Origin of the sequence: Mesorhizobium sp. B2-6-1 (genome assembly GCF_006440475.1) — a bacterium.
GTDB lineage: Bacteria > Pseudomonadota > Alphaproteobacteria > Rhizobiales > Rhizobiaceae > Mesorhizobium.
Window position 1 is genome coordinate 481,908 of record NZ_VFUH01000003.1, and the last position, 20,405, is coordinate 502,312.

The 20,405-nt window shown below is 64.1% G+C and carries 21 protein-coding genes; 15 read left to right on the forward strand and 6 right to left on the reverse strand.

The features are described from left to right. Positions 1 to 217 precede the first annotated feature (217 nt). Positions 218 to 973, forward strand: coding sequence for a terminase family protein (locus tag FJ443_RS10140; protein ID WP_140630708.1), 756 nt, complete (start codon positions 218 to 220; stop codon positions 971 to 973). Positions 974 to 1,077: 104 nt separating this feature from the next. Here the strand turns inward: FJ443_RS10140 and FJ443_RS10145 are convergent, their stop codons facing one another. Then, the gene (locus FJ443_RS10145) at positions 1,078 to 1,449 is read right to left on the reverse strand and encodes a nuclear transport factor 2 family protein (RefSeq protein WP_140521521.1); all 372 of its coding nucleotides are present in this window, start codon (positions 1,447 to 1,449) and stop codon (positions 1,078 to 1,080) included. 150 nt (positions 1,450 to 1,599) lie between these two features. On the opposite strand from FJ443_RS10145, the gene FJ443_RS10150 reads away from it, so the two are divergent. Both FJ443_RS10150 and FJ443_RS31955 read left to right on the forward strand, forming a co-directional pair. Continuing rightward, complete coding sequence (locus FJ443_RS10150; RefSeq protein ID WP_140663755.1) at positions 1,600 to 2,133, forward strand: hypothetical protein; 534 nt, start codon at positions 1,600 to 1,602, stop codon at positions 2,131 to 2,133. Positions 2,134 to 2,137: 4 nt separating this feature from the next. Beyond that, entirely contained in the window at positions 2,138 to 2,263 is a 126-nt protein-coding gene (locus FJ443_RS31955; RefSeq protein WP_263486360.1) for a hypothetical protein, read from the forward strand. 143 nt (positions 2,264 to 2,406) lie between these two features. Here the strand turns inward: FJ443_RS31955 and FJ443_RS10155 are convergent, their stop codons facing one another. Continuing rightward, positions 2,407 to 3,021: a methyltransferase domain-containing protein gene (locus FJ443_RS10155; RefSeq protein WP_224519113.1), complete on the reverse strand. Its 615-nt coding sequence runs from the start codon at positions 3,019 to 3,021 to the stop codon at positions 2,407 to 2,409. Between the two features lie 259 nt (positions 3,022 to 3,280). On the opposite strand from FJ443_RS10155, the gene FJ443_RS10160 reads away from it, so the two are divergent. Continuing rightward, the gene (locus FJ443_RS10160) at positions 3,281 to 5,059 is read left to right on the forward strand and encodes a portal protein (protein ID WP_140663757.1); all 1,779 of its coding nucleotides are present in this window, start codon (positions 3,281 to 3,283) and stop codon (positions 5,057 to 5,059) included. After that, the gene (locus FJ443_RS10165; protein WP_140623028.1) at positions 5,056 to 5,379 is read left to right on the forward strand and encodes a hypothetical protein; all 324 of its coding nucleotides are present in this window, start codon (positions 5,056 to 5,058) and stop codon (positions 5,377 to 5,379) included. Before FJ443_RS10160 ends, FJ443_RS10165 begins: the two co-directional genes overlap by 4 nt. A gap of 259 nt (positions 5,380 to 5,638) precedes the next feature. Here FJ443_RS10165 and FJ443_RS10170 read toward each other — a convergent pair whose 3' ends face one another. The 3 genes from FJ443_RS10170 to FJ443_RS10180 form a co-directional block, all read right to left on the reverse strand. Next, positions 5,639 to 5,953, reverse strand: a complete 315-nt coding sequence (locus FJ443_RS10170; protein ID WP_140663760.1) for a YMGG-like glycine zipper-containing protein — start codon at positions 5,951 to 5,953, stop codon at positions 5,639 to 5,641. Positions 5,954 to 6,175: 222 nt separating this feature from the next. Then, positions 6,176 to 6,535: a type II toxin-antitoxin system HicB family antitoxin gene (locus tag FJ443_RS10175; protein WP_140663762.1), complete on the reverse strand. Its 360-nt coding sequence runs from the start codon at positions 6,533 to 6,535 to the stop codon at positions 6,176 to 6,178. 4 nt (positions 6,536 to 6,539) lie between these two features. Beyond that, a complete protein-coding gene (locus FJ443_RS10180) occupies positions 6,540 to 6,707 on the reverse strand; it encodes a type II toxin-antitoxin system HicA family toxin (protein ID WP_140500170.1) in 168 nt (55 codons plus the stop codon). Positions 6,708 to 6,838: 131 nt separating this feature from the next. Between FJ443_RS10180 and FJ443_RS10185 the strand changes: the two genes are divergently transcribed. From FJ443_RS10185 to FJ443_RS10225, 9 genes are all read left to right on the forward strand, one after another. Next, positions 6,839 to 7,750: a hypothetical protein gene (locus FJ443_RS10185; protein ID WP_140663764.1), complete on the forward strand. Its 912-nt coding sequence runs from the start codon at positions 6,839 to 6,841 to the stop codon at positions 7,748 to 7,750. Between the two features lie 45 nt (positions 7,751 to 7,795). Then, positions 7,796 to 8,785, forward strand: a complete 990-nt coding sequence (locus FJ443_RS10190; RefSeq protein WP_140567611.1) for a Coat protein — start codon at positions 7,796 to 7,798, stop codon at positions 8,783 to 8,785. Positions 8,786 to 8,962: 177 nt separating this feature from the next. Next, positions 8,963 to 9,574 (forward strand): hypothetical protein, encoded by a 612-nt coding sequence (locus tag FJ443_RS10195; RefSeq protein WP_140499954.1) that lies wholly within the window; start codon positions 8,963 to 8,965, stop codon positions 9,572 to 9,574. Further along, on the forward strand, positions 9,574 to 12,030 hold the full coding sequence (locus FJ443_RS10200) for a hypothetical protein (RefSeq protein ID WP_140582329.1): 2,457 nt from the start codon (positions 9,574 to 9,576) through the stop codon (positions 12,028 to 12,030). Before FJ443_RS10195 ends, FJ443_RS10200 begins: the two co-directional genes overlap by 1 nt. 291 nt (positions 12,031 to 12,321) lie before the next feature. Beyond that, complete coding sequence (locus FJ443_RS10205) at positions 12,322 to 12,975, forward strand: hypothetical protein (protein ID WP_140663766.1); 654 nt, start codon at positions 12,322 to 12,324, stop codon at positions 12,973 to 12,975. Positions 12,976 to 12,977: 2 nt separating this feature from the next. Further along, complete coding sequence (locus FJ443_RS10210) at positions 12,978 to 13,481, forward strand: hypothetical protein (RefSeq protein ID WP_140663768.1); 504 nt, start codon at positions 12,978 to 12,980, stop codon at positions 13,479 to 13,481. Continuing rightward, a complete protein-coding gene (locus FJ443_RS31640; protein ID WP_246681212.1) occupies positions 13,481 to 16,120 on the forward strand; it encodes a hypothetical protein in 2,640 nt (879 codons plus the stop codon). Before FJ443_RS10210 ends, FJ443_RS31640 begins: the two co-directional genes overlap by 1 nt. Next, positions 16,117 to 16,590: a hypothetical protein gene (locus FJ443_RS10220; RefSeq protein ID WP_246681213.1), complete on the forward strand. Its 474-nt coding sequence runs from the start codon at positions 16,117 to 16,119 to the stop codon at positions 16,588 to 16,590. The genes FJ443_RS31640 and FJ443_RS10220 overlap by 4 nt, the downstream gene beginning before the upstream one ends. Before the next feature lie 28 nt (positions 16,591 to 16,618). Then, the gene (locus FJ443_RS10225; protein ID WP_140663772.1) at positions 16,619 to 16,804 is read left to right on the forward strand and encodes a hypothetical protein; all 186 of its coding nucleotides are present in this window, start codon (positions 16,619 to 16,621) and stop codon (positions 16,802 to 16,804) included. Positions 16,805 to 17,447: 643 nt separating this feature from the next. On the opposite strand, the gene FJ443_RS10230 is transcribed toward FJ443_RS10225, so the two are convergent. Continuing rightward, positions 17,448 to 17,636: a hypothetical protein gene (locus tag FJ443_RS10230; protein ID WP_140521537.1), complete on the reverse strand. Its 189-nt coding sequence runs from the start codon at positions 17,634 to 17,636 to the stop codon at positions 17,448 to 17,450. A 333-nt stretch (positions 17,637 to 17,969) separates the two neighbouring features. On the opposite strand from FJ443_RS10230, the gene FJ443_RS10235 reads away from it, so the two are divergent. Further along, the gene (locus FJ443_RS10235; RefSeq protein ID WP_140663774.1) at positions 17,970 to 20,378 is read left to right on the forward strand and encodes a hypothetical protein; all 2,409 of its coding nucleotides are present in this window, start codon (positions 17,970 to 17,972) and stop codon (positions 20,376 to 20,378) included. The last annotated feature ends 27 nt before the right edge of the window (positions 20,379 to 20,405 follow it).

The window sequence follows — 20,405 nt, forward strand, 5'->3', positions numbered from 1 at the left end:
CCCGTAATGACGGGGAGAAGGGAGCTGGCCGCAATCTCGGCGCCGATTCTTGAACGTTCGCGATTGGCGAAATCGTCGACAACAGCACCCCTCTCCCCGTCACTATACGGGGAGAGGATGCCAGCAGGCAGGTGAGGGGCGGCGCGACGTTGGTCCGAAAAACGTAGCCTTCACAAGACGCTACATCGATTATCTCGAAAGTGATTCAGGATCCCCCATGTCCCGTCACGTCACCTTCATGACCATCGACGACGCCGAGCATTATTCGCCCGAGGAGCGCGCGGCGATCGTTGCCGCCTATCCCGCGCATGAGCGCGAGGCCCGCGCCCGGGGCATTCCGGTGCTGGGGTCCGGCCGCATCTTTCCGGTGGCGGAGGAGCTGATTGCCTGCGCGCCGTTCCGGCTGCCGCGCTACTGGCCGCGCATCGGGGCGCTCGATTTCGGCTGGGACCACCCTTCCGCCGCGGTCGAGCTCGCCTGGGATACGGAGGCCGACGTCGTCTATGTCGCCAAGGCCGCGCGCGCCTCGCAGCAGACTCCCGCCATGCAGGCGCTGACCCTGAAGCCTTGGGGCGAATGGCTGCCCTGGGCGTGGCCGCGCGACGGCCGCCGCGAAACGCTGGAAGGGGCGGGCACCGCGCTCGCCAAGCAATATGCCGCGCACGGGCTGAACATGCTGTCGCGCCACGCGCAATTCCCCGACGGTTCGGTCTCGGTCGAGGCCGGGCTGATGGAGATGCTCGACCGCATGCAGTCCGGCCGGTTCAAGGTGTTTTCGACGCTTGTCCCCTGGTTCGAGGAGTTCCGGCTCTATCATCGCAAGGACGGCCAGGTGGTCAAACTTCGCGACGATTTGATGGCGGCGACGCGTTATGGCGTGATGATGCTCAGGGAAGCGGTGGTCGATCCGGCGGAGTTCAGGACTGCGAGACGGGCGAAGGGGCAGAGCGATCCGCTGGGGGCGTTCAGGTGAGGGCGGAGGGCTCTTCGGAGCGTCGCGGCAGCGCAATTCCCGCTGGAGGAAACGGGCGCTCCGGCGCCGGCCCGATAGCCCGCGCTGCGATGTCCCTGCGGGGCCTACTCCACGATTTTCCAATATGAATCCTTGCGGATCACCTTGCCGTCGCGAAACGTGTAGAAGTCGCAACCCCTGACCTCCTTTTTCTCCCCCTCGCGGGTGGTACCTGTGAGGATCCATTTCGAGATGCCGGTATTGGCGGTCGAATCCACAAAATGCTCGGCGTTGCCGTAGTGGACATCGGGCAAGCCTTCAAAGCGTGTCGCCAGTGCTTGCCGTACGTTTTCCTTGCCCTCGAAACGAGAGCCCCAAGGATTGCCTCCCCTCGGCATCTCCAGGATGCAGTCGTCGGAAAAGAACGCCATGATCCGATCGAGATCGTGCGCGTTGAAGGCCTCAGATATCTGCGTCAGCGCCGATCGAATGTCCATTCGCCCGTCTCCCTTCAATTGGATGACCGATGTTTTGCTCCCGCATTCTATGGTCGAAGTAGGTCACCGGAGAGGAGACCGGTCAAGGGCGTGAATTTTTCACGCGGCACTCACACAGATGAACCTTATCCCCCGGGCTCTGGCATCCGCATGACCCTCCGCATCATCCCCGCGACCCTGCGCGATCTCTCCTATATCGCCGCCAATTTGCGGCCCGAGGATCGCGCCGAGATCGATTGCCAGCTCGACTACTGGTCGCCGGCGCTGCTGGCGCTCACCGCGCTGCAAGGGTTTGCCTATGTGGCCGAGCTCGGCGGCAATCCGGAGGCCGGCTTCGGCGCGGCCGAACAGCGGAGCGGGCTTTGGATCGCCTGGAGCTGGGGCACGCGCCGCATGAGGCGCTGCGTGCCCGGGATTACGGAGTTCTTTCACGCGGTGCTCGGTCCGCAAGTTTCCGCCCGCGGTGCCTGGCGGGTCGAGGCGCGGGCGCTGGCCGGCAATGAACTGGCGCTGCGCTGGCTTGCGCGGCTGGGCGCCACGCAACGTTGCCTGCTGCCCGGATATGGCCGGAACGGCGAAGATTTTTTCCTCTACGACTGGACAAGAGAAGGCTGGAACCATGTGTCTGTTTCAAAAACCACCGGAACTGAAGCCGCTGCCGGCAGTGCCGACGGCCGGGGATAAGGACGTGCAGGCGCGCGAAGCAGCACTTCGGGCTGAGCTCGAACAACGCCAGGGCACGGCCAGCACCATAAAGACCGATCTGGCGCCCGGCAGCCTCGCCGGCCAGCGCCGCGTGCTTTTGGGGGTGTAACCATGACCGCGATGAAGCGCAGTTTTCGCCGGCGCGTGCTGGACTGGTGGTATTGGAGACGGCATGCAAGGTTGGTGAAGCGGCGTGGCGGGTGAACGCTGCCAATCTCCCCCACGAGGGGGGAGATTGGCAGCTTCCACCGCTCATCCCTTCTTCGCGAACGCCCAGACCATCATCGGGTATTCCTCGTCGTTGCTGAGGTCCCGCCACAGGCCGTAGGCGCGGACCGGGCCGCCTATGTGGGCGCGGGCGCAGGCCTTGTTGCCCCAGCCGAACGCCTGGACGTTGTCCTCGGCGAAGCCGCCATCGACCATCAGCTGCTTCAGGCCGGCCGGCGTCCACCTGTTGTAGTCGTGCGGCCTGGCGTGTACGCGAAACAGGAAGGGCGTCGCCACCATCGCCCAGCCGCCCTCGCGGGTCATGGCGTGGATGTTCCGCGCCGCCGCCTGCGGCCGCTGCACATGTTCCAGCACCTGGTCGGCGATGACGATGGAATATTGCTCGTCGGTGCGATCCTTGCAGATGTCGAAATCGGGGAAGTCGACCGAGCGATAGTTGGGGCACATCGCCTTCCAGTAGCGGTTCCAGCCGGGCGAGATCTCGATCACGTCGCGCGATTTGCGGTTGGCGGCCGTCAGGAAAGTGGTGAAGGCTTCGATCTGGCGGATGCGCAGCCAGTTGCGGGAATCATAGCCGATGAGCCGTTTAACGGTACGTTTGCTCTGGTTCTTCAGGGCGGCAAGGCTTGTCGTCGTCACATCGACCTCCTGCAAAACCCCGCCGCGAGACGTTCCTAGACCAAGAACCGCGCAAAAGAATGACATCGTCGGCTGAAGCTGCCGATCTCCCCCCTTGAGGGGGAGATGTCGCCGGAGGCGACAGAGGGGGTCGCCTCGCATGAAGCGCTAACCTCCTTCTGTTGCAGAAGGCCGAACCCGGTCGATCCGACCCCCTCTGGCCGCTTTGCGGCCATCTCCCCCTCAAGGGGGGAGATCCCCCAGTTTTAACGAGGCCCCCATGACCAGCGATTCCCGCGCCCGCGATATTCTTTCCCGCCAGTCCGAGCTCGTGAGCGAGCGCGCCGCCTACGAGCCCGTATGGGAGGCGGTGGCGGAGTTCTGCGATCCCGATGCGCCCGATATCCGCTCCGGGCGCGGTGCCCGCCGCGGCGACAGCCAGGCCGAGCGGCAGGAGCGGCGCGGCGCCCGTGTCTACGCCAACACCATCAACTCGGCCGCCAACCGGCTGGCCGCCGGGCTGGAAAGCCTGATCATCCCGCAGTCGGAGAAATGGCACGGGCTGACCACCGCCGAGATGGACGACGAGGAGACCGACGAGGAAAAGGAATGGGCGGAAAACCTGCGCGACTTCCTGTTTTCGCTGCGCTACTCCGCCAATTCCAATTTCGTGCCGGCGACGCAAGCCTGCCTGCGCAATGTCGTGCGCTACGGTCCGGCCTATCTCTATGCCGAGGAAGGTTTCGGTTCGACGCTGATCCGCTACGCCTCGATCCCGGTGGTGGAAGGCTATCTCTCGCGCAACCGCTGGGGCCAGGTCGACATCTTCCACCGCCGCTACGAACGCACCGCGCGCCAGGCGGCGCAGCTGCTCGGCTACGAAAAACTGCCGGCGCGCATCAGGACGCTGGTCGACGATCCCGCCAAATGCGAGGAGAAGATCGCGCTCATCCAGTGCATCCAGCCGCGTGACGAGCGCCGCATGTACCGCTCGGGCGGAAGCTACCGCTATCTCGACGCCGCCTTTGCCTCCTACCACGTCATCGAGGACGAGGAGGAGATCGTGCGCGAGAGCGGTTTTCGCACCTTCCCGGTGTCGGCCTTCAACTGGCGCCGCTACGAGGGCGACGCCTATGGCATCTCGCCGACCATCGAAGCCTTGACGACCGTGCGCGAGGAAAACGCGGTCCGCCGCTCGGGCCTGCGCGCGCTGCAACAGATCACCGATCCGCCGACGGCGTCGAAGGCCAGGCTCGACTATGTGCCGGTGCTCGATCCGGGCGAGAATTATCCGGGCCTCATCGACGACAATGGCAGGCCGCTGATCGCGCCGATCACCACCGGGCAGAACCCGAGCTACGCCTTCGACTATGCGGCGAGCCGGGCGGAGGAGATCCGCGACATGATGTTCGTCAACCTGTTCCAGACCCTGGTGCAGAACCCGCAGATGACCGCCACCGAGGCGCTGATCCGCCAGGAGGAGAAGGGCGCGCTGCTCGGGCCGTCGGGCTCGATCATCCAGGCGGGCTTTGCCACCAATCTCGACCGCGAGCTCGGCATATTGGAGGACAAGGGCCTCTATGACGAGGACAGCCGGTTCCTGCCGCCGGCGAGCCTGGCGGGCAAGGCGGTGCGGCCGACCTTCACCGGTCCGCTCGATGTCTTGCGCCGCTCGGCGGAAGCGCGCGACACCATCCAGCTGGTGACCACGGCCATGCAGATGGCGCAGTTCGACCCTGATGTGATGGACAATATCGACAGCGACGAGGCGCTCAAGATCGTGCAGAGCGCCGGCCGCAGCCCGCAGCGCATCTTCCGCCGCAAGGATGAGGTGGCGGGCCTGCGCGACGCGAGGGCCAAGGCCAGCCAGGCGCAGGCCGGCATGGCGGCGATCGCCACCGCCGGCAAGGTGGCCAAGGACGCGGTGCCGGCGGCCGTGCAGGCGCGCGACAGCGGCCTGCTCGAAGGCCTGCAAGGCATGCTGCAGGGCGGCACCGCCGATGGGCCGGCACCTGATGCCGGCGCCCAGGGCGCGATGCCGGCCGGACAGCGCGCATGAGCCGCAAACGCTTCGCCCACGCGTCGCAAAGCGGCGGCCCCGCCAAAGCGCGCGAGGCGCTGGCCAAGGCGTATATGCGCGTGTTTTCCGGCGAGGACGGCGAAATGGTGCTGGCCGATCTCGCGGCGACGGTCGGCTATTTCAGGCGCCCGTCATACGGCGAGTGGATGGCGCGGACCAGAACCCCCAATGGCTTCGAGCTGCACAGCGCGCTCAGCAACGCGCGCGCCGAAGTGGTGCAGCACATTATGGGGTTCCTGACGCTGGACGAGGCGCAGCTCGTGGCGCTGGAAAAGGCGGCACGGGAGGAGGAGAGGTGAGGCGCTGAAGCGCCGATCTCCCCCCTTGCGGGGGGATGCCCGGCAGGGCAGAGGGGGGCGCTGTCCCGCCGGCCTTGCCGTGTTCATCGCACGGCGATCAAATCACGAGCGGTCGCTCAAGCCGGGCCCTAGACGACAAACATATGGCCATGTTCAAAGTTCGGCGGCGACCGAGGTCGGCGCTCTACGGCGCCCCCCTCTGTCCTGCCGGACATCTCCCCCACAAGGGGGGAGATCGGCTGTGTCGCTGTTCGGCGCCTCAATAATCGCCGTTGTAATAGCGGTCGTCGCAAGGCGCGGTGTAGATGCGGCCGTAGCGGTCCTGGTAGCGGCAGAGCTGGTCGCCGCGGCGCTGCGGGGTGGTGGCTGAGCCGACGACGGCGCCGAGCAGCGCGCCGCTGGCCGCGCCGATGACCGTGCTCTTGGTGTTGCCGCCGATGGCCTGGCCGACGAGGGCGCCGCCGGCGCCGCCGATCAGCGCACCGGTTCCGGCCCGCTGCTGGCCTTCCGTCTGCGCGCAGCCCGCCAGCGCGGCGGCCATCAAAACGGCGGCAATGACTTTATGAAGGTTCATGTGACGTCTCCCTTAAATATCCGAAATCCCTATCGATCGTCCCGTGCGGCCGCATTGCGGCGGAACGGCGGCACAGGCTGTCACGATATAAGACATGGTTTCTCGGACGTTGATGAACCGACGGCGCGAAAACACCTCTTTCGAACAAGGCGCTAGCGCCGGTGCCTGTCAAAATGATTCAGCCGGCCTAGGCCGCCTCGATGATCTTCCTGGCGGCGGCGATCAGAAATCCGAACGGCTATAGCCGTGTCGTTTTGCATAGTCGTCGATCTCGCCGAGGATATCTTCGGGGATGGTGACATTGACCCGTACCACCCTCGTTGTCTCGATCTTCAGGGGGATCAGAACGGCCACACCGGTAAGATTATCCTTGTCCGCCATCACTTGCTCGAGCGACGAGGGGTCGGGAATGGCCTCGCCATCCTCGACCAGACCATCGACATGAAAAGCGAGCGCTTCCTGCGCCATGGCACGGGCATCGTCCAGTGTCGTACCGGCAGTCACCACGCCGGGAAAATCGGGGAAGGAGACGCCGAAATCGCTGCCTGCTTCCTTGTGGATCAGTCCGATATACTGGCGCATCTGTCTACCTCAACTTGAGACCGGATTGCTTTTCGATGCTCTTCAGCGTGCCGATCGGGATGTCCCGCTTGGGATGCGTAACCGTAACCCGACCCGGCTTGGTCGTGTGCTTGAACTGAGCATGGCTGCCTTTTCGACGTCGCGCTCTTCGTGTTGTGCATGGAACACGCAGCTCAAGTGCCTGTCCATAGAGATCGCGCTGCCGATCGGGCGCTGTCCCGCCTGCCCTCTGGCCCGCCTGCCCTCTGGCCCGCCGGCCTGCCACCAGCTCACTTCCAACCTAACCCTCAAAAGGAACATCACATGACAGATCTGGCAGATGCCGGGTCCGTGGCTGCCTCGTCGCAGCCGGCGGGCAACCCGGAACGGCCACCGGCAGGCGCGGATAACGGGTCCGCCGGGCTTGCCGGCAAAAGTTGGTTTGACGGTCTTTCCGAAGGCAACCGCAAGCTTGCTGAAGCCAAGGGCTGGACCAAGCCTGAAAGCCTCGATCGGGTTTTCACATCCTATGCGGAGCTGGAGCGGCGGCAGGGCGAAAGCCTGCGCGTTCCAGCCAGGGACGCGCCGAAGGAAGACTGGGACAAATTCCATGCCCGGCTGCCCGAGGCGATGCGTCCGCTGACATCGCCCGAAAAGGTCGAATACCGGCGGCCCGACGGCCTGCCGGAAACCTTCGCCTATTCGGACGAACTCGCCCAGGCGTCCAAGGCCTGGGCGGTCGAAGCCGGCGCCACGCCGAAGATCGCCCAGGCCTATCATGACAGGTTCGTCGGCTACATGGCCGAGCAGGCGGCGGCCCAGCAGGCAGCGCTCGCCCGCTCGGTCGAAGCCACCCATGACGACCTCGTCAAGGATTGGGGCCCGGCCGACAGCGATGGCTTTCGCCAGAAGCTGGAGGTGGCCAACCGGGCGATGAAGAAGCTCGGCCTGGTCGATGCCTACAAGCAGAAGGGCATCCTTCTGCCCGACGGCGCCCTGACCGATCCGCAGATCGCCAGGGCCTTCCAGGCGATCGGCGAGGCGATGTTCCGCGAAGACACGATCGACGCCGACGCGGCGCCGCGGGGGCAAAACCCCTTCCGGCGCAACGCCGCCGGCGAGCGCAACGTTTCGGCCATTTCAGCCCTTGTCAAAAGCGACCCTCAACGCGCCCGGCGGCTGGCCAGGGAAGCGGGCGAAAACCCGGATCTCTGGATGCCGAACAACCCGCTCTGATCCCGACGCATCAGCCGCCGATCAATCTCTCAAAGGAAAGACAAAATGGCAGACGCCTATACCCGTATCGCGGACGCGATCGTTCCGTCCGTTTATGCCCAATACGCTTTCGAGGAGCACGTCCAGTCGCTCGAAATCTACCAGGCCGGCATCCTGTTTTCCGATCCGGCCATCTCCTCGAAACTGTCGATGGGCGGCCGTTCCGTCGACATGCCCGGCTGGAAGGACCTCGGCAACGATCCGTCCGAGCCGGTCAATGACGACCCGGCCGATTCCATCGAGATGAAGAAGATCGGCTCGCGCCGCGAGGTCGCCGCCCGCAATGTCCGCGCCCAGGCGTGGGGCGTTCCCGACCTGACCTCCATCCTGGCGGGCGACGATCCGCAGAAGCTGATCGTCAAGCGGCAGACCGAGTACTGGCAGCGCGCCAACAAGCTGACCTTGATCGGCATGCTCAAAGGTGTCGTCGCCGACAATCTGGCCAATGACGGCGGCGACCTGGTGCGCGCCACCGGCACCTCCATCGTCGACACCGACATCATCGAGGCGGCCTACCTGATGGGCGACCGTGCCGACAAGTTCCGCACCCTCTGGATTCATTCCAAGCAGATGAAAGCGCTGAAGCTCGCCGACCTCATCGACTATGTGCCGTCCTCGCAGCAGGGCGGGCCGCTCATCCCCTATTACATGGGGCTGCGCTGCGTGGTCGACGACGACATCCCGCAGGCGGCGGGCGTCTACACCGCGTTCATGTTCAAGGACAAGGCGATCCTGTGGAACGAGCTGCCCGTGAACACCGAAGGCGGGCCGCTCGAGTTCGACCGCAAGCCGCGCCAGGGCCATGGCGGCGGGGTGACGGAAATGGTCGGCCGCCGGCATTTCGTGCCGCATGTGCCGGGCACCCGCTTCCTCGACGCCTCCACCGCCGGCGAATTCGCCACCGACGCGGAGCTGGCGCTGGCGGCGAACTGGGACCGCACCGCGTCGAGCGTCAAGACCATGACGTTCATCGCTCTGAAGACGACCGAGGCATAGGGTTTCGTCTCCCGGGAGGTGGGCCAGGCCCACCTCCTTCCTGCGAGCGCCGGCGCTTGAACATTGACGCCAACCGTCGATGCCGGCGCTGCCCCTCATTGCCCTGCCGGGCATTTCTCCCCGTGAACGGGGAGAAAGACGCACTTCCCCCAATCACAACCCACGGAGGCCTTACCCATGGCCATAACCCCGACCGACATCGCCAATATGGCGCTGGCCGTCCTCGACGAGGCGCCGATCGACAGCCTTGACGAGGACATCAAGGCCGCGCGCTTGCTCAACATGCATTTCGACCTGACCCGCGAGGCCGAGTTGACGAAATACGCCTGGGTGTTCGCCATCCTTTCGGCATCCCTGGCCGGCAGCGATACCGGTTCCGGCGATTGCACGCTGAACTGGGTCTATGAACTCCCCGTCGACTGCCTTCGCCCGCTGCCGCTGACCCACAATGGCGAGCCGGACGGCATCGCGATCTCGTGGCGGCAGGAGGCGGGGCTGGTCTACAGCGACCGGGCGGGACCGCTCACCATCCGCTATGTCGCGAACCTCACCGACCCCAACGACTGGGACGCGCCGTTCACCGAAGTGCTGGTGGCGGCACTCGCCATCAAGATCGCGCATCCGCTGACGCACAAGGCCGGCATGATCGACATTGCCCGTTCGGCCTACGACCGCGCGCTGGACGCCGCCTTCACCGCGCAGGCCATCCAGCGCGGCGGACGGCTTTCGACATCGAGTTGGGCGCGGCAGCGCGGCGACAGCCGGTTTTATGCGGGGGCCATGCGCTGATGGCGACGCTCTATCCGGTCCAGGACGTCTTCACCCGCGGCGAGATCTCGCCACGCCTGCACGCGCGCGCCTCGCTTGATCTCTACCGCGCGGCGCTGTCGAAATGCGAAAACTTCGTCACCCTGCCGCATGGCGGCATCCGCAAGCGCGGCGGCACCTGTTTCGTCGGCGAAGTCAAGACGTCCGCCAAGGCGACGCGGGCGATCCCGTTCATCTTCTCGGCCGACCAGGCCTACATGCTGGAGTTCGGCAATCTTTACATCCGCGTCTACGCCTATGGCGCGCGTGTCGGCACGGTCGAGGTGGCCTCGCCCTATCTTGAAGCCGACCTGTTCGATCTCGACTATGTGCAGTCCGCGGACCAGATGTGGATTTCCCACAGGGACTATCCGCTCAAGGTGCTGACGCGCACCGCCCATACGGCATGGGCGCTCGACGACTACGCGATCGACGACGGGCCCTATGACGACATCAACGATACGCCGACCACGCTGACGCCCGCGGACTATGGGGCGCTGACGCCGAAGATGACGTCGAACACCGCGCCTTCCGGCACGGTCTCAGGCATGGGCGGGGCAGGGGACGCCTTCCAGCTTTTCGACAAGGCGACAGAGACGGACAGCGGCATCGCCGGTGCCACCAACGGCTCGGTCACCTACCAGCTTGCCGGTGGCGCGCAGGCCATCGTCGAAAACTACTATCTGACCGCACGCACCGGCGGAACGGTCGACCGCACGCCGACTATCTGGGTGCTTGAAGGATCGAATGACGGCGCGACATGGGTGACGCTCGACAGCCGCACCGGCGAGACCGGCTGGTCGGGCGGCGAAACCCGCTACTACGAATTTCTGAACAAGCTGGCGTTCGAATATCACCGCTTTACTTGGAAGGCGATCAACGGCGCCTCGGACAGCGCGTTTTCCGAACTGAACCTCAACCGGGCGGCGGCCAGCCAGACGCCGTTCGACCTCACGGCGTCATCGACCGCCGGCATCAATGGCGGTGCCGGCTTCCAGGCTTCGGACGTCGGCCGGGCCATTCGCCTGCTTGCGTCCGACGGCCGCTGGCGCTGGGCCAAGATCACCAGCCGCACCAGCGCCACGGCGGTGAAGGTCCAACTGCATGGATTTGCCCTGCCGGACCTCAGCCCGATATCCCGCTGGCGCCTGGGCACGCTTGTGCCGGGGAAATATGTCGAAAGCGGATCGCTCTACGAGGAGCGCCTGGCCTTCAGCCGCAAGTTTTCGGTCTACGCCTCGGCGACGGGGGATTTCAACAATTTCGCATTGGGCGAGAAGGATGACGACGCGCTGGAATTCCTCCAGGCCGGCGGCGGCCAGGCGAACGACATCACGTGGATCGCGGAATCGGACGGCGCGCTGCTGATCGGGACGCTCGGCGGCATCCGCGCGCTCTCCGGCTCCGGCATCGACGAGGCATTGACGCCGTCCTCGTTCAAGAACCGGCGCTCGCGCACATCGGGCTGCGCCCGCATCCGCCCCGTCGATGCAGGCCAGTCGTTCCTCTATGTCACACGCTCGCGCCGCTCGATCGCCGAGCTGACGCAAGCTTCGACCGGCCGCTTCACCTCCGACGATATCGGCCAGATCTCCGAGCATATCGCAAAGCGTGGCGTGGTCGAGCTGGCGTTCCAGACCGACCCCGACCCGATGCTCTGGTTTCCGCTCGATAATGGCGAGCTCGGCGGCTACACCCACCAGCCCTCGCAGGAGGTGCGCGGCATGCACCGCCACCGCCTCGGCGGTACCGTCGCCGGTTCCGGCTGGGCGGCCGTCGAAAGCGCTGTGGTGACGCCCGGCCAGGATGGCGTCGACGACATCTGGCTGATCGTCAGGCGCACCATCGGCGGCGTGACCAGGCGCTATATCGAGATCATGACGGCGCCGTTCGAATATGGGGCGCTGGAGGACGCCTTCCAGGTCGATTGCGGCCTGACCTATTCGGGCGCCGCCGTCAACACCGTGTCCGGGCTTGCCCATCTCAACGGCGAAAAGGTCGACGTGCTGGCCGGCGGCAAGGTCTATCGCGGGCTGCCGGTCGCCTCCGGCCAGGTGACGCTGCCCGGCGGCGCCGTCGCGGCCAGATGGCAGGCCGGGCTTGCGTTCCAGTCGCAGGCCGACACGCTGGAGCTCGACGTCGCCGGCCGGGACGGCTCGATCCTCGGGCGGCGCAAGAAGGTGGCGGGTGTCATCCTGTCGCTGCTCGAGACCGACACGACAGGGCTTCAGGTGCAGTCGCTGATCCGCGGCCGCTGGGAAAGCGTGCGCATGCCCTCCCTCGTCGCGCCCGACGGCAAGGCAAGCCTGTTCACCGGCAATGTCGAGGTGCCCATCGACGACAGCTGGGAAGGGCAGGGCCGGGTGCGGATCCGCCACGTCAACCCGACGCCCTGCACGATAAGGGCATTTACGCCAGTGTTCGACGCCGAGCCGTAGGGCGAGCTGGCGTTCCTCGCCCCCGCGAGGCGGGGGAGAGGTGGCCGCGAAGCGGTCGGAGAGGGGGCCTTCGTAAGGCGCAGGCGCTTCTGCCGGAGAGTCCGGCACAGGTCGGCGCCGTCCCTCTCCGTCTCGGCTTCGCCGAGCCACCTCTCCCCACTGAGTGGGGCGAAGAACCCAGGCTGAATCAACGCCGCGATCCTTCGCGCCTCCCTCTGCCCTGCCAATCTCCTCCACAAGGGGGGAGATCGGCGCTCCACCGCCTCCAGCCCACCACAAGGAACCCATCCCGTGACCACATCCCCCCATGCCGAACAGCTCGGCAGGGCGCGGACGGCTGCCGAATATGCTGCCGTCATCGCCTTGCTCGATGCCGACCTCAACGATGCGATCGCCCGCCGGCGCGGCTGCGAACAGGCCGAGGACCGCGCCGTTTTCGGCGACGGCGATCTCTCCGCCGCGCGCATCGCGCTGGACGACTGCAACGACGTCGTCGCGCTGCTGGAGAAGATCATCGCGGCAGCGGACAAATGCCGTGCCGCGGCCGCCGCGGCAGAGGCGCGCGCCGCCGTCGAGGCGCTGGGCGGGCAAGCGAAAGCCAAGGCGGAGGTGCTGACCGAGCGCTGGCGCGCCGTGCGCCGCCTGGTCGAGCTGTTGCGCCAGGACCTGTTCGAGGCCGATGCGCTCGCCCGCGCGCTCGCCACCGCCAACGGCCTCTTCGACGCCGCCGGCATGCCTGACCTGAAGGTGAACCTGGCCGTTGCCCGCCGCGCCGCCATGGCCGGGCCGCGCGCGGCGGCGCCGGCGCGCCTCAGCCGCCCGGCAATCCAGGCCGACAGGCTGCTTCTGTCGTTCACCAACCCCGGCGGCGCGCTCGACCCGCGACCGGCGCTCGGTGCGCGCCCGGCCAGGAAAACCCCCATTGCCGCATCCCAGCGAGGCTGACCATGTGCACATTAGCCCTTCTCGGCACGGCCATCTCGGTGGGTGGCGCATTGATCGAAGGCCGGCAGCAAAACCAGGCGGCCGGTTACCAGGCCAAGGCCTACGGGCAGCAGGCGCAGGCCGATGCGCAAAGTGCCGCCTTCGAACAGAGCCAGGAGCGCCACAGGCAGGATCTGCTGCTTTCGCAGGCGCGGGCCCGGGCGGGCGCCTCCGGCGTCGGCCTATCGGGCTCGCCGGCCGAGGTGCTGGCGGCCAATGCCAGGCAGGGCCAGCTCGACCTGAAGGCGATCCAGTACGGCTCGGCGCTGCGCCGGAACACTCTCGACAGCCAGGCGGCGCTCTCGCGCTTCTCCGGCAGGCAGGCCGCGGCGGCGTCGATCTTCAGGGCGGGCAGCAGCCTCGTGTCCGGTCTCTCCCGCCTCTACGACCCGACTAGGGCCGTGACCTTCGGCAAGGGCGCCTTCCCACCGGCGCCGGGCGGCGCCTTCAAGGGGGGCCTCTACTGATGGCGACGATTCCTCTCCAGCTTGCCCAGCGCCGGCTCGAGGCCGGCAATGGCGTTTCCTATCCCGAGGGGTCGCCGGCCGGCAGGGCGATGCAGGATCTTGGCGACGAGCTCTCGGCCGTCGCCGAGCGCTACCGGCAGATGAAGGAGCGGCAGGAAGCGTTCGACGCGGAGCTGGCGCGCCGCCGGTTCGCCGAGCGCATCGCGCAGGCGGAAGACGAGGTGGCGGCGAATGCGCCGGCCGACGGCAGCGGCCTGCATGACGCGATGTATGGCGAGGTCGACCCGCGCAGCGGGCAGGTGGTGAAGCCCGGCCTGTTCGACACGCTGTTCGACGAGGCTCTGCCTGACATACCGGAGAGCCAGCGCGCCGATTTCGCCAGGCAGAAGGAGCCGATGCGCGCGGCCGGCTCGCCGCGCATGGCGCAGCGGCAGCAGGCGCAGCGCGATGAGTATGAGCTGGCCGAGTGGGCGAAGGTCGACACCATGTCCACCAGCTCCATCGCAAAAGGCGACCCGAACGACATCGGAGCTTTCGAGGCGATCCGGCAGAACGGGTCCGATCTGATCGCCAAGATCGGAAACCCGGTTATCAGGCAAGCGGCGGAAGTGGCCTGGCGCAGCAACACGGCCAAGGCACTGGTTCAGGCGATGATCGCCCAGGATCCGAAGCGGGCCGCCGAGATGTTGGGCGGGGCGCAAGCTGGAAGCCGGCTCAAGTATGATACGGCGGAGGCCGTTGATGGCTCTAATGCCTCGGGCATCTCTAATGCAGCTATAGCAGATGGTGCTGGCAAGCTGACGCCGGTTAACAGTAGTGCGCAGGCGTTCGACCGAAGCATCTCGTCGACCCCGGATGACAAGTCGGCCATCCCCCTGGATGCCATTACCTACTTGAAGCCCGGCGATCTTGCAGCACTAAGGGATCAGGCCAACACGGCCACCGCTGCACAATTGGTCGATGCCCGCGCCAAGGTGCAGCTGGCGGAGCAGAACGCTCCGGCTGTCATCGCCAGTACCGGCGAATATCCCGAGGAGAGACCTACCGCACAGGATTTCGTCAATATCTATGGCCTCAAGGAGGGCGCCGAGCACTTCCAGGCCTTCGACACGACATCCAATGTTGCCGCTGCGGTCTTCGATATGCGCCGCGCGCCGAACCAGGCGATACACGCTCAGCTCCGAGACTTTGAGCCCGGTCCCAATGGCTCGCAGGAAGAGTGGGCGCGATACGAAGCAAGGATTGGCGGCGCGGAATTCGTTCTGAGCGCCAGGCGGGCCGACCCTGTCGCCTATGTCAGCCAAATGCTCCCGGGCCGGGCTCCCGACTGGGACAAGATCACCACTCCCGAGGGCTATAAAGCCGCCATCACCTGGGTCGTTGCAGCCCAGGGGGAGATGGGTTTCGACAAGATATTGCCGTTGCCGTGGACTGCCGCGGAAAGCCTTGCTGCGAAATTCATCGATCCAAGCGTGCCGTGGCGGCAGCGCATGACCGATCTGAGCACGATTTTTCTGGCGGTCCGCGATCCACGCCTGCGCTTCGGGATGGCCGAGCAATTGTTTGCCTCCGGCTTGCCTCGGCTGCGACAGAACGCGGCAACCGATCCGAAGCTGACACCAGCAGATATCCAGGCACGAGAAGATGCCTTGGCGGCCGCCCTGTTGGCCGTCGCATTGCATCCGGCTCGATCACAATACAATGCTGAGTCGTTTTGGCTGCAACCTGTCCAAGCCGCCGATGACGTGGCCCGGCTGATGGCCAAAGGGATGACTCTCGGCCACGCGGATAAAGCCGCGGCCAGCCTCAGTTCGCTTTTTTCCGACAAAAGCTACGAGGAGTTGCTCGCTGCCGAACGAGCCGCGACGGAAGATGCCGAAGACCGGGCAGGGTCGGCAGCCCTGCCGGCGGAACTCCTTGGTGGTGTCATCGCCGGACATGGTCTGGCGAGTTCGGGCATCACTCTCACAGGCAGGTTGGGCACCGCAGCCTTGGAGGGCCTGACCGGCCTGGCCGCACGAACCGCCCTCGCCGGCGGCGAGGGTGCAATATATGGCGCCACATATGCGCACGGCCTGGATGAGGACATGCTGCGCGGTGCAGCCGCTGGGGCCCTTTGGGGGGCCGGCGGCAATGTCCTTGCCGAGGGGCTCAGCGAGATCGGTAGGCAGGTGACGGCGAGGCTCACCGGCTCGCTGGAAGGCTCGACAGCATCTGAATTTGTGGACAGCAGACCCGCTGAAGAGGCAACCGACGCACTGCGAAATGAAGGCGTTCCGACGGCGACGGAAGTCGAGCCGTTGGAACGCTTTCCTACCACAGGGAATCCGGCTGCAAAAATCTCTGACGAGGACGATCTAAAGCTTGTTGCGACCAAGCGCACGACCACGAACAGAGCTCTTCGTAAGGAATGGGAACTACTGCACGGCAAACCCTGGCCCAAAGATCCCAAGACAGGTCGAAATATGGATGTTTCCCATGAGAAAGCTCTGGCCGACGGTGGGCTAGATCACGTATCAAATATTAAGGCTCGTACCAGGGAAGAGCACATAAGGGTCCACATGGAAGCCGGCGATTTTCAGCGTTGGGCTAGGAGACGATGGCTGCGGGCTAAGATAAGTAGTGGAGAGAAATTGTGAACAAAATTACCCCGGATCTGAGTAAAGTAAGCCGCCTTCCTCTACCAGCAGACGACCCAGATGCAGATGGTGACCTTGACAACGCTCTTCTGAAGGCTCGTGAATATATCAAATCACACGACTGGGTAAGGAGAATAGAAGGTGAGTATTTCGGGTATGGTGCCGAAGGGATAATATACATTTTTCTCTTCGAGATTTCACCCGGGAAACCAGATGTGCCACGATGGATATGGGTGCTCGTCGGTGATGTACCCCCAGCATACATGCCCGGCGACGATTTGGAGACCCCGTACGAGGCGCTGGACGGATATATCGGTGCAATGGATGAGTGGGTTGAAGCTGCGCGGCAAGGGAAGTCCGTGGCGAAGCTCATTCCCGTTAATGTCCCGGCGAATCCCGCCAACGCCGAGATGTTGAGTGGACGGCTTAAATTCCTCGACGAAAAGATTCTGCCGCTGCTTCAAGAATGATGTCTCGGCAGGCAGAAGAGCCTAAGATATGGATAAATGGAAGTTCGAAGGTCCAGAAAATTTGGCCGTCATATCGACCCGAAAAATATTTGGTGGTGGCGGCTGGGTTGCCTACGCCTCACATGATGCCGATGATGAGTCGTGGCAATTCTACGGAGATGAAGCTGAAGTTGATCAAGGCGACCTAATTTGGTGGGTTTGGCCGAAGTGGTAGAGCTTGATAATACGGTTGCACAATTGGCAGATTTGCCAGTGGGTTGGCATGCTCGGCGCGATACAAAGACCTCACCATGGAGGCGGAGCAAAATGCCCGACGAATTTCCGGAACTGAAGGAGAGCTAGTTCCGTCATCCAAATTCCTGGTGGGGTGAATTTCTGGCCAGTCGGCGCCCGATGGCCGAAGAATACAATTTTAAGCAAATGTTTCCGGATTGGTCTATTCTGTTACCTGGGGGCAGTTCAGGTGCAATACAGCGGAAACACCCACGGAACACCTTGGCATTAGGGCTGCCAGTGCACTTCGATGGCGCAGCTGGCAGCTCTGCAATGTATAATATTTGCTAGGCGTAAACTTTGGCATGTTCGTTGCACCTTACCCCTTGAGGGGGCCACAGGGGTTGGAACCGATGTATCGAAATGACACAGAACTGTTCGCGCGGGCGAGCGCGCGGGGCATTACGATCTATCAACGCTCGAAAACGGTGTGGATCGCGGCGGGAAGCTACCGGGACCGCGAATATGCGGTGAAGGGGCGGACACCCGCCCTTGCGCTCGCCTTGTGGAAGGAGGCCACCAGATACAGCGGGTCGGGACTTTAGAGCCTGTCCTTGCCGTCTGGATGAAGCCTCAAAGGCGATCTAGACGCCCGCTACGCGACAGAACATCTGCAAAGCCGTCAGGGCGCGGGCCTCGGTCGGCTCTTCGCCTCCTGCCTGTGAATCCGCCGGCGCCGTCACCGCTCCAACGGATTTGTACCGGGAAGCGAACGGCCTTTCTTCTGCCGTGCGGTTGTCGTTTGCAGCGACGACAATCGCGGATTTTTTCATCGGAAATCACACCTTGTGGAAGCGCTGCGACATTGACGCTCCCATAGCACAAGCCACCGCAGTGCGCGGGTGTTAACACGGCAGCCAGTCCGGGAGCAAGCCGGCATTGCTGCTTATTCAGGAAGTGCGTGCCCAAGGACAGAAAACCGACCGCTGAATTGTCTCTCGCCTAGCTGAGCGGCCGTGACCAAATTTCTCAAGGAAGAACCTGAACGACCGTGGCGCCGTGGCCGCACGGGCCAGCGCTTATCCCCTCCGAACCCGTCGCCACGCCGCAAACCAACCCGAATTCCAAGCCTCGCTTTCGCGGGGCTTTTTTATGGAGCAAGCCTCATGGCCCGACCCGCAACTGCCGCCGTTCGTCTTCTGACGGGCGAGCGCGAACCCGTGCGCCTGGCGACGACGGCAAATCTGGAGACGGTCATCGTCGACGGCGTTGCCTGGATCCTCGGCCTGAAGACGATCGACGGGGTTTTGACCGCCGTCGGCGACCGGGTATTGGTCAAGAACCAGTCGGACGCCCGGCTGAACGGCATCTATACGGCGAGCGAGGGCTACTGGTACCGCGCGGCCGACGCCCGCACCGCGCGCACGATGCAGAAGGGAACGACCGTTCACGTGCAGGAGGGGGTTGTTTCGGGTGGCTTGGTCTACGCTTTCCAGACCCTCAACCCGGTGATCGGCACGAGCGACATCGTAATCTCCTACTATCTGTCGGATGATCCGCTCGGGGATATCGGCGGAGCGCTGGCGGCAGTCATCCACATCGCGGAACTCGCGCGCGACCTGGCCCAGCAATATGCCGCCGACGCCGCGCAGGTTTCGGGCGTCAACGTGCCGATCTACGCATCCGTGGCGACAGCATCGGGCTCGACGATCGCTGCCGGCGTCAAGAGCATCAGGACCCAATTCTACGCCCCGGTCTTCACGACCCCGGCAACCCTGGTGGGCGGCGCCAACTATGCCCGCATGTCGCGCGCGGCGATCACCGCCGGCGGCTACCCGGCGCTGGCCTATTTCCGCTCCGCCGACCGCTTCATGCCGGACGGGACGACCGATGCGGTCAATGGCGGGTTTTGGGTGTTGAATGAAAGCGTCGTTGACTTACGTCAACTGGGCAGTGGGTTCGGCAACGCAGCGGCCGACACCGCGGCGCTGATTGCGGCGGTCCAGATCGTCGACGGCAAGGATCGCGGCACAATCCGCCTGCCACCAACGAATATCACGATCAACCAAACGATCGACATCGCTCTCGGACTATTCGATGTTGAAGGCTTCGGCCGCGACGTTTCGACCATCACAAGCGCAATGATCAATGGCGCGCCGCTGTTCCGTCTGGTCGGCCACACATTGCGGCTCGGATTTCGCGATTTTAAAGCGCTTGGCAATCAATTGACCGGGGCCGCCGGCAACGGCCATGCCTTCGCGCTATGGGATACGGATGGTTTTCAAAGCGGCTCTGCACTGCCGCAGGGCGTCGTCATGGAGCGCATCTGCATCGACGGCTTCCGTGGCACTGGGCCAGAGGGGGGGCCGCTCGACAGCTTGGGCACCATCGCGGCTTGTGGTGTCAACAACAAGGGCGGCCTCGGCTGCACGTTCCGTGACATCGAGATACTTCGGTGTGGCGGCGGCATGTACATGGGCTACACCCAAAATTGCCTCATCGACAGCCCGCTCTTCTCCCAGATCGACCGTTTCGGCATTCTCGATTACCGTGCGGCATCACTTCGTATTCAGAACGGCGACGTGCAGGACTGCTGTGGCGACGGCACAAATCTGACCGTTCCAGAGGCGATGCCCTGCGCCAACATTATCTCCTTCTTTGGCAATGGGACGATCATCGAAGGGGTGAAGACGAAGGGGGCCGGTGGCAACTGCCAGATTTATGTCGTCCACGGGGCTGGCATCAAGGTCGATAAAAACTGGCTCCAAGTCTACATGCTCAACGATGTGCCGCACAACGGCATCATCATCCATAGGACGACTGGCTTCTCTTGCGACAACAATACGTTCGCGATGTCTCAGTCTACCTATGTGGCTAGTCAGAAAAACCAGGGCATTCAGATCACCAACGATCAGGCCAACGACCCGGTGAGCGGATCGGTGCGCGGCAACCAGTTTACGTTCTCTCCAGGCATGGGTATCTCGTCCTTCATTCGCATCGGGGCACCTTCAGGCAATCGCCTGTTCAGCGGCTTGATTGTGGAGGGGAACGTCTTTGGCGGCTTCCTCCCACCGAGCTCCGGCCTCACCGTCGACAACGGCATTCTTGTGGAGAATGCCAAGCTTATCGGGTGTCGTATTGGTAACAACGTCTTCGATGCCACAAACGGAGTGACGTTCACCAACGGCATCCGCTTTGCCAACGTCACCGATGGCGGCAAGAACTGGCTCGCGGGCAATGCGATGAACCTTAGCCTGGGCACGATCACCACGCCCTTCAACGGCATATCTGAAAGCGAACTCCGCACCATTGGACAGGTATTCCTCAATCCGACGCCAGGCATCCCGACGGGGACAAGTCTGACTGTGCAGGTTGCCGTACCAGGTGCCGTTCGTGGTGACTTGGTAACGGGCATTGGATTTAGCGCCGACCTGCTGGGCTGCACGATTAAGTACGCCGGGGTCGTCACCGCTGACATTGTCGACATAATCATTGCAAACGATACAGGGGTAACGAAGGACCCTGGCAGCGGCGTGATGACTGTTGTGGTCCGCAAATGGCAGTTCGGAGGCTAATCAACGGATCAACGAATCACCAAAGAA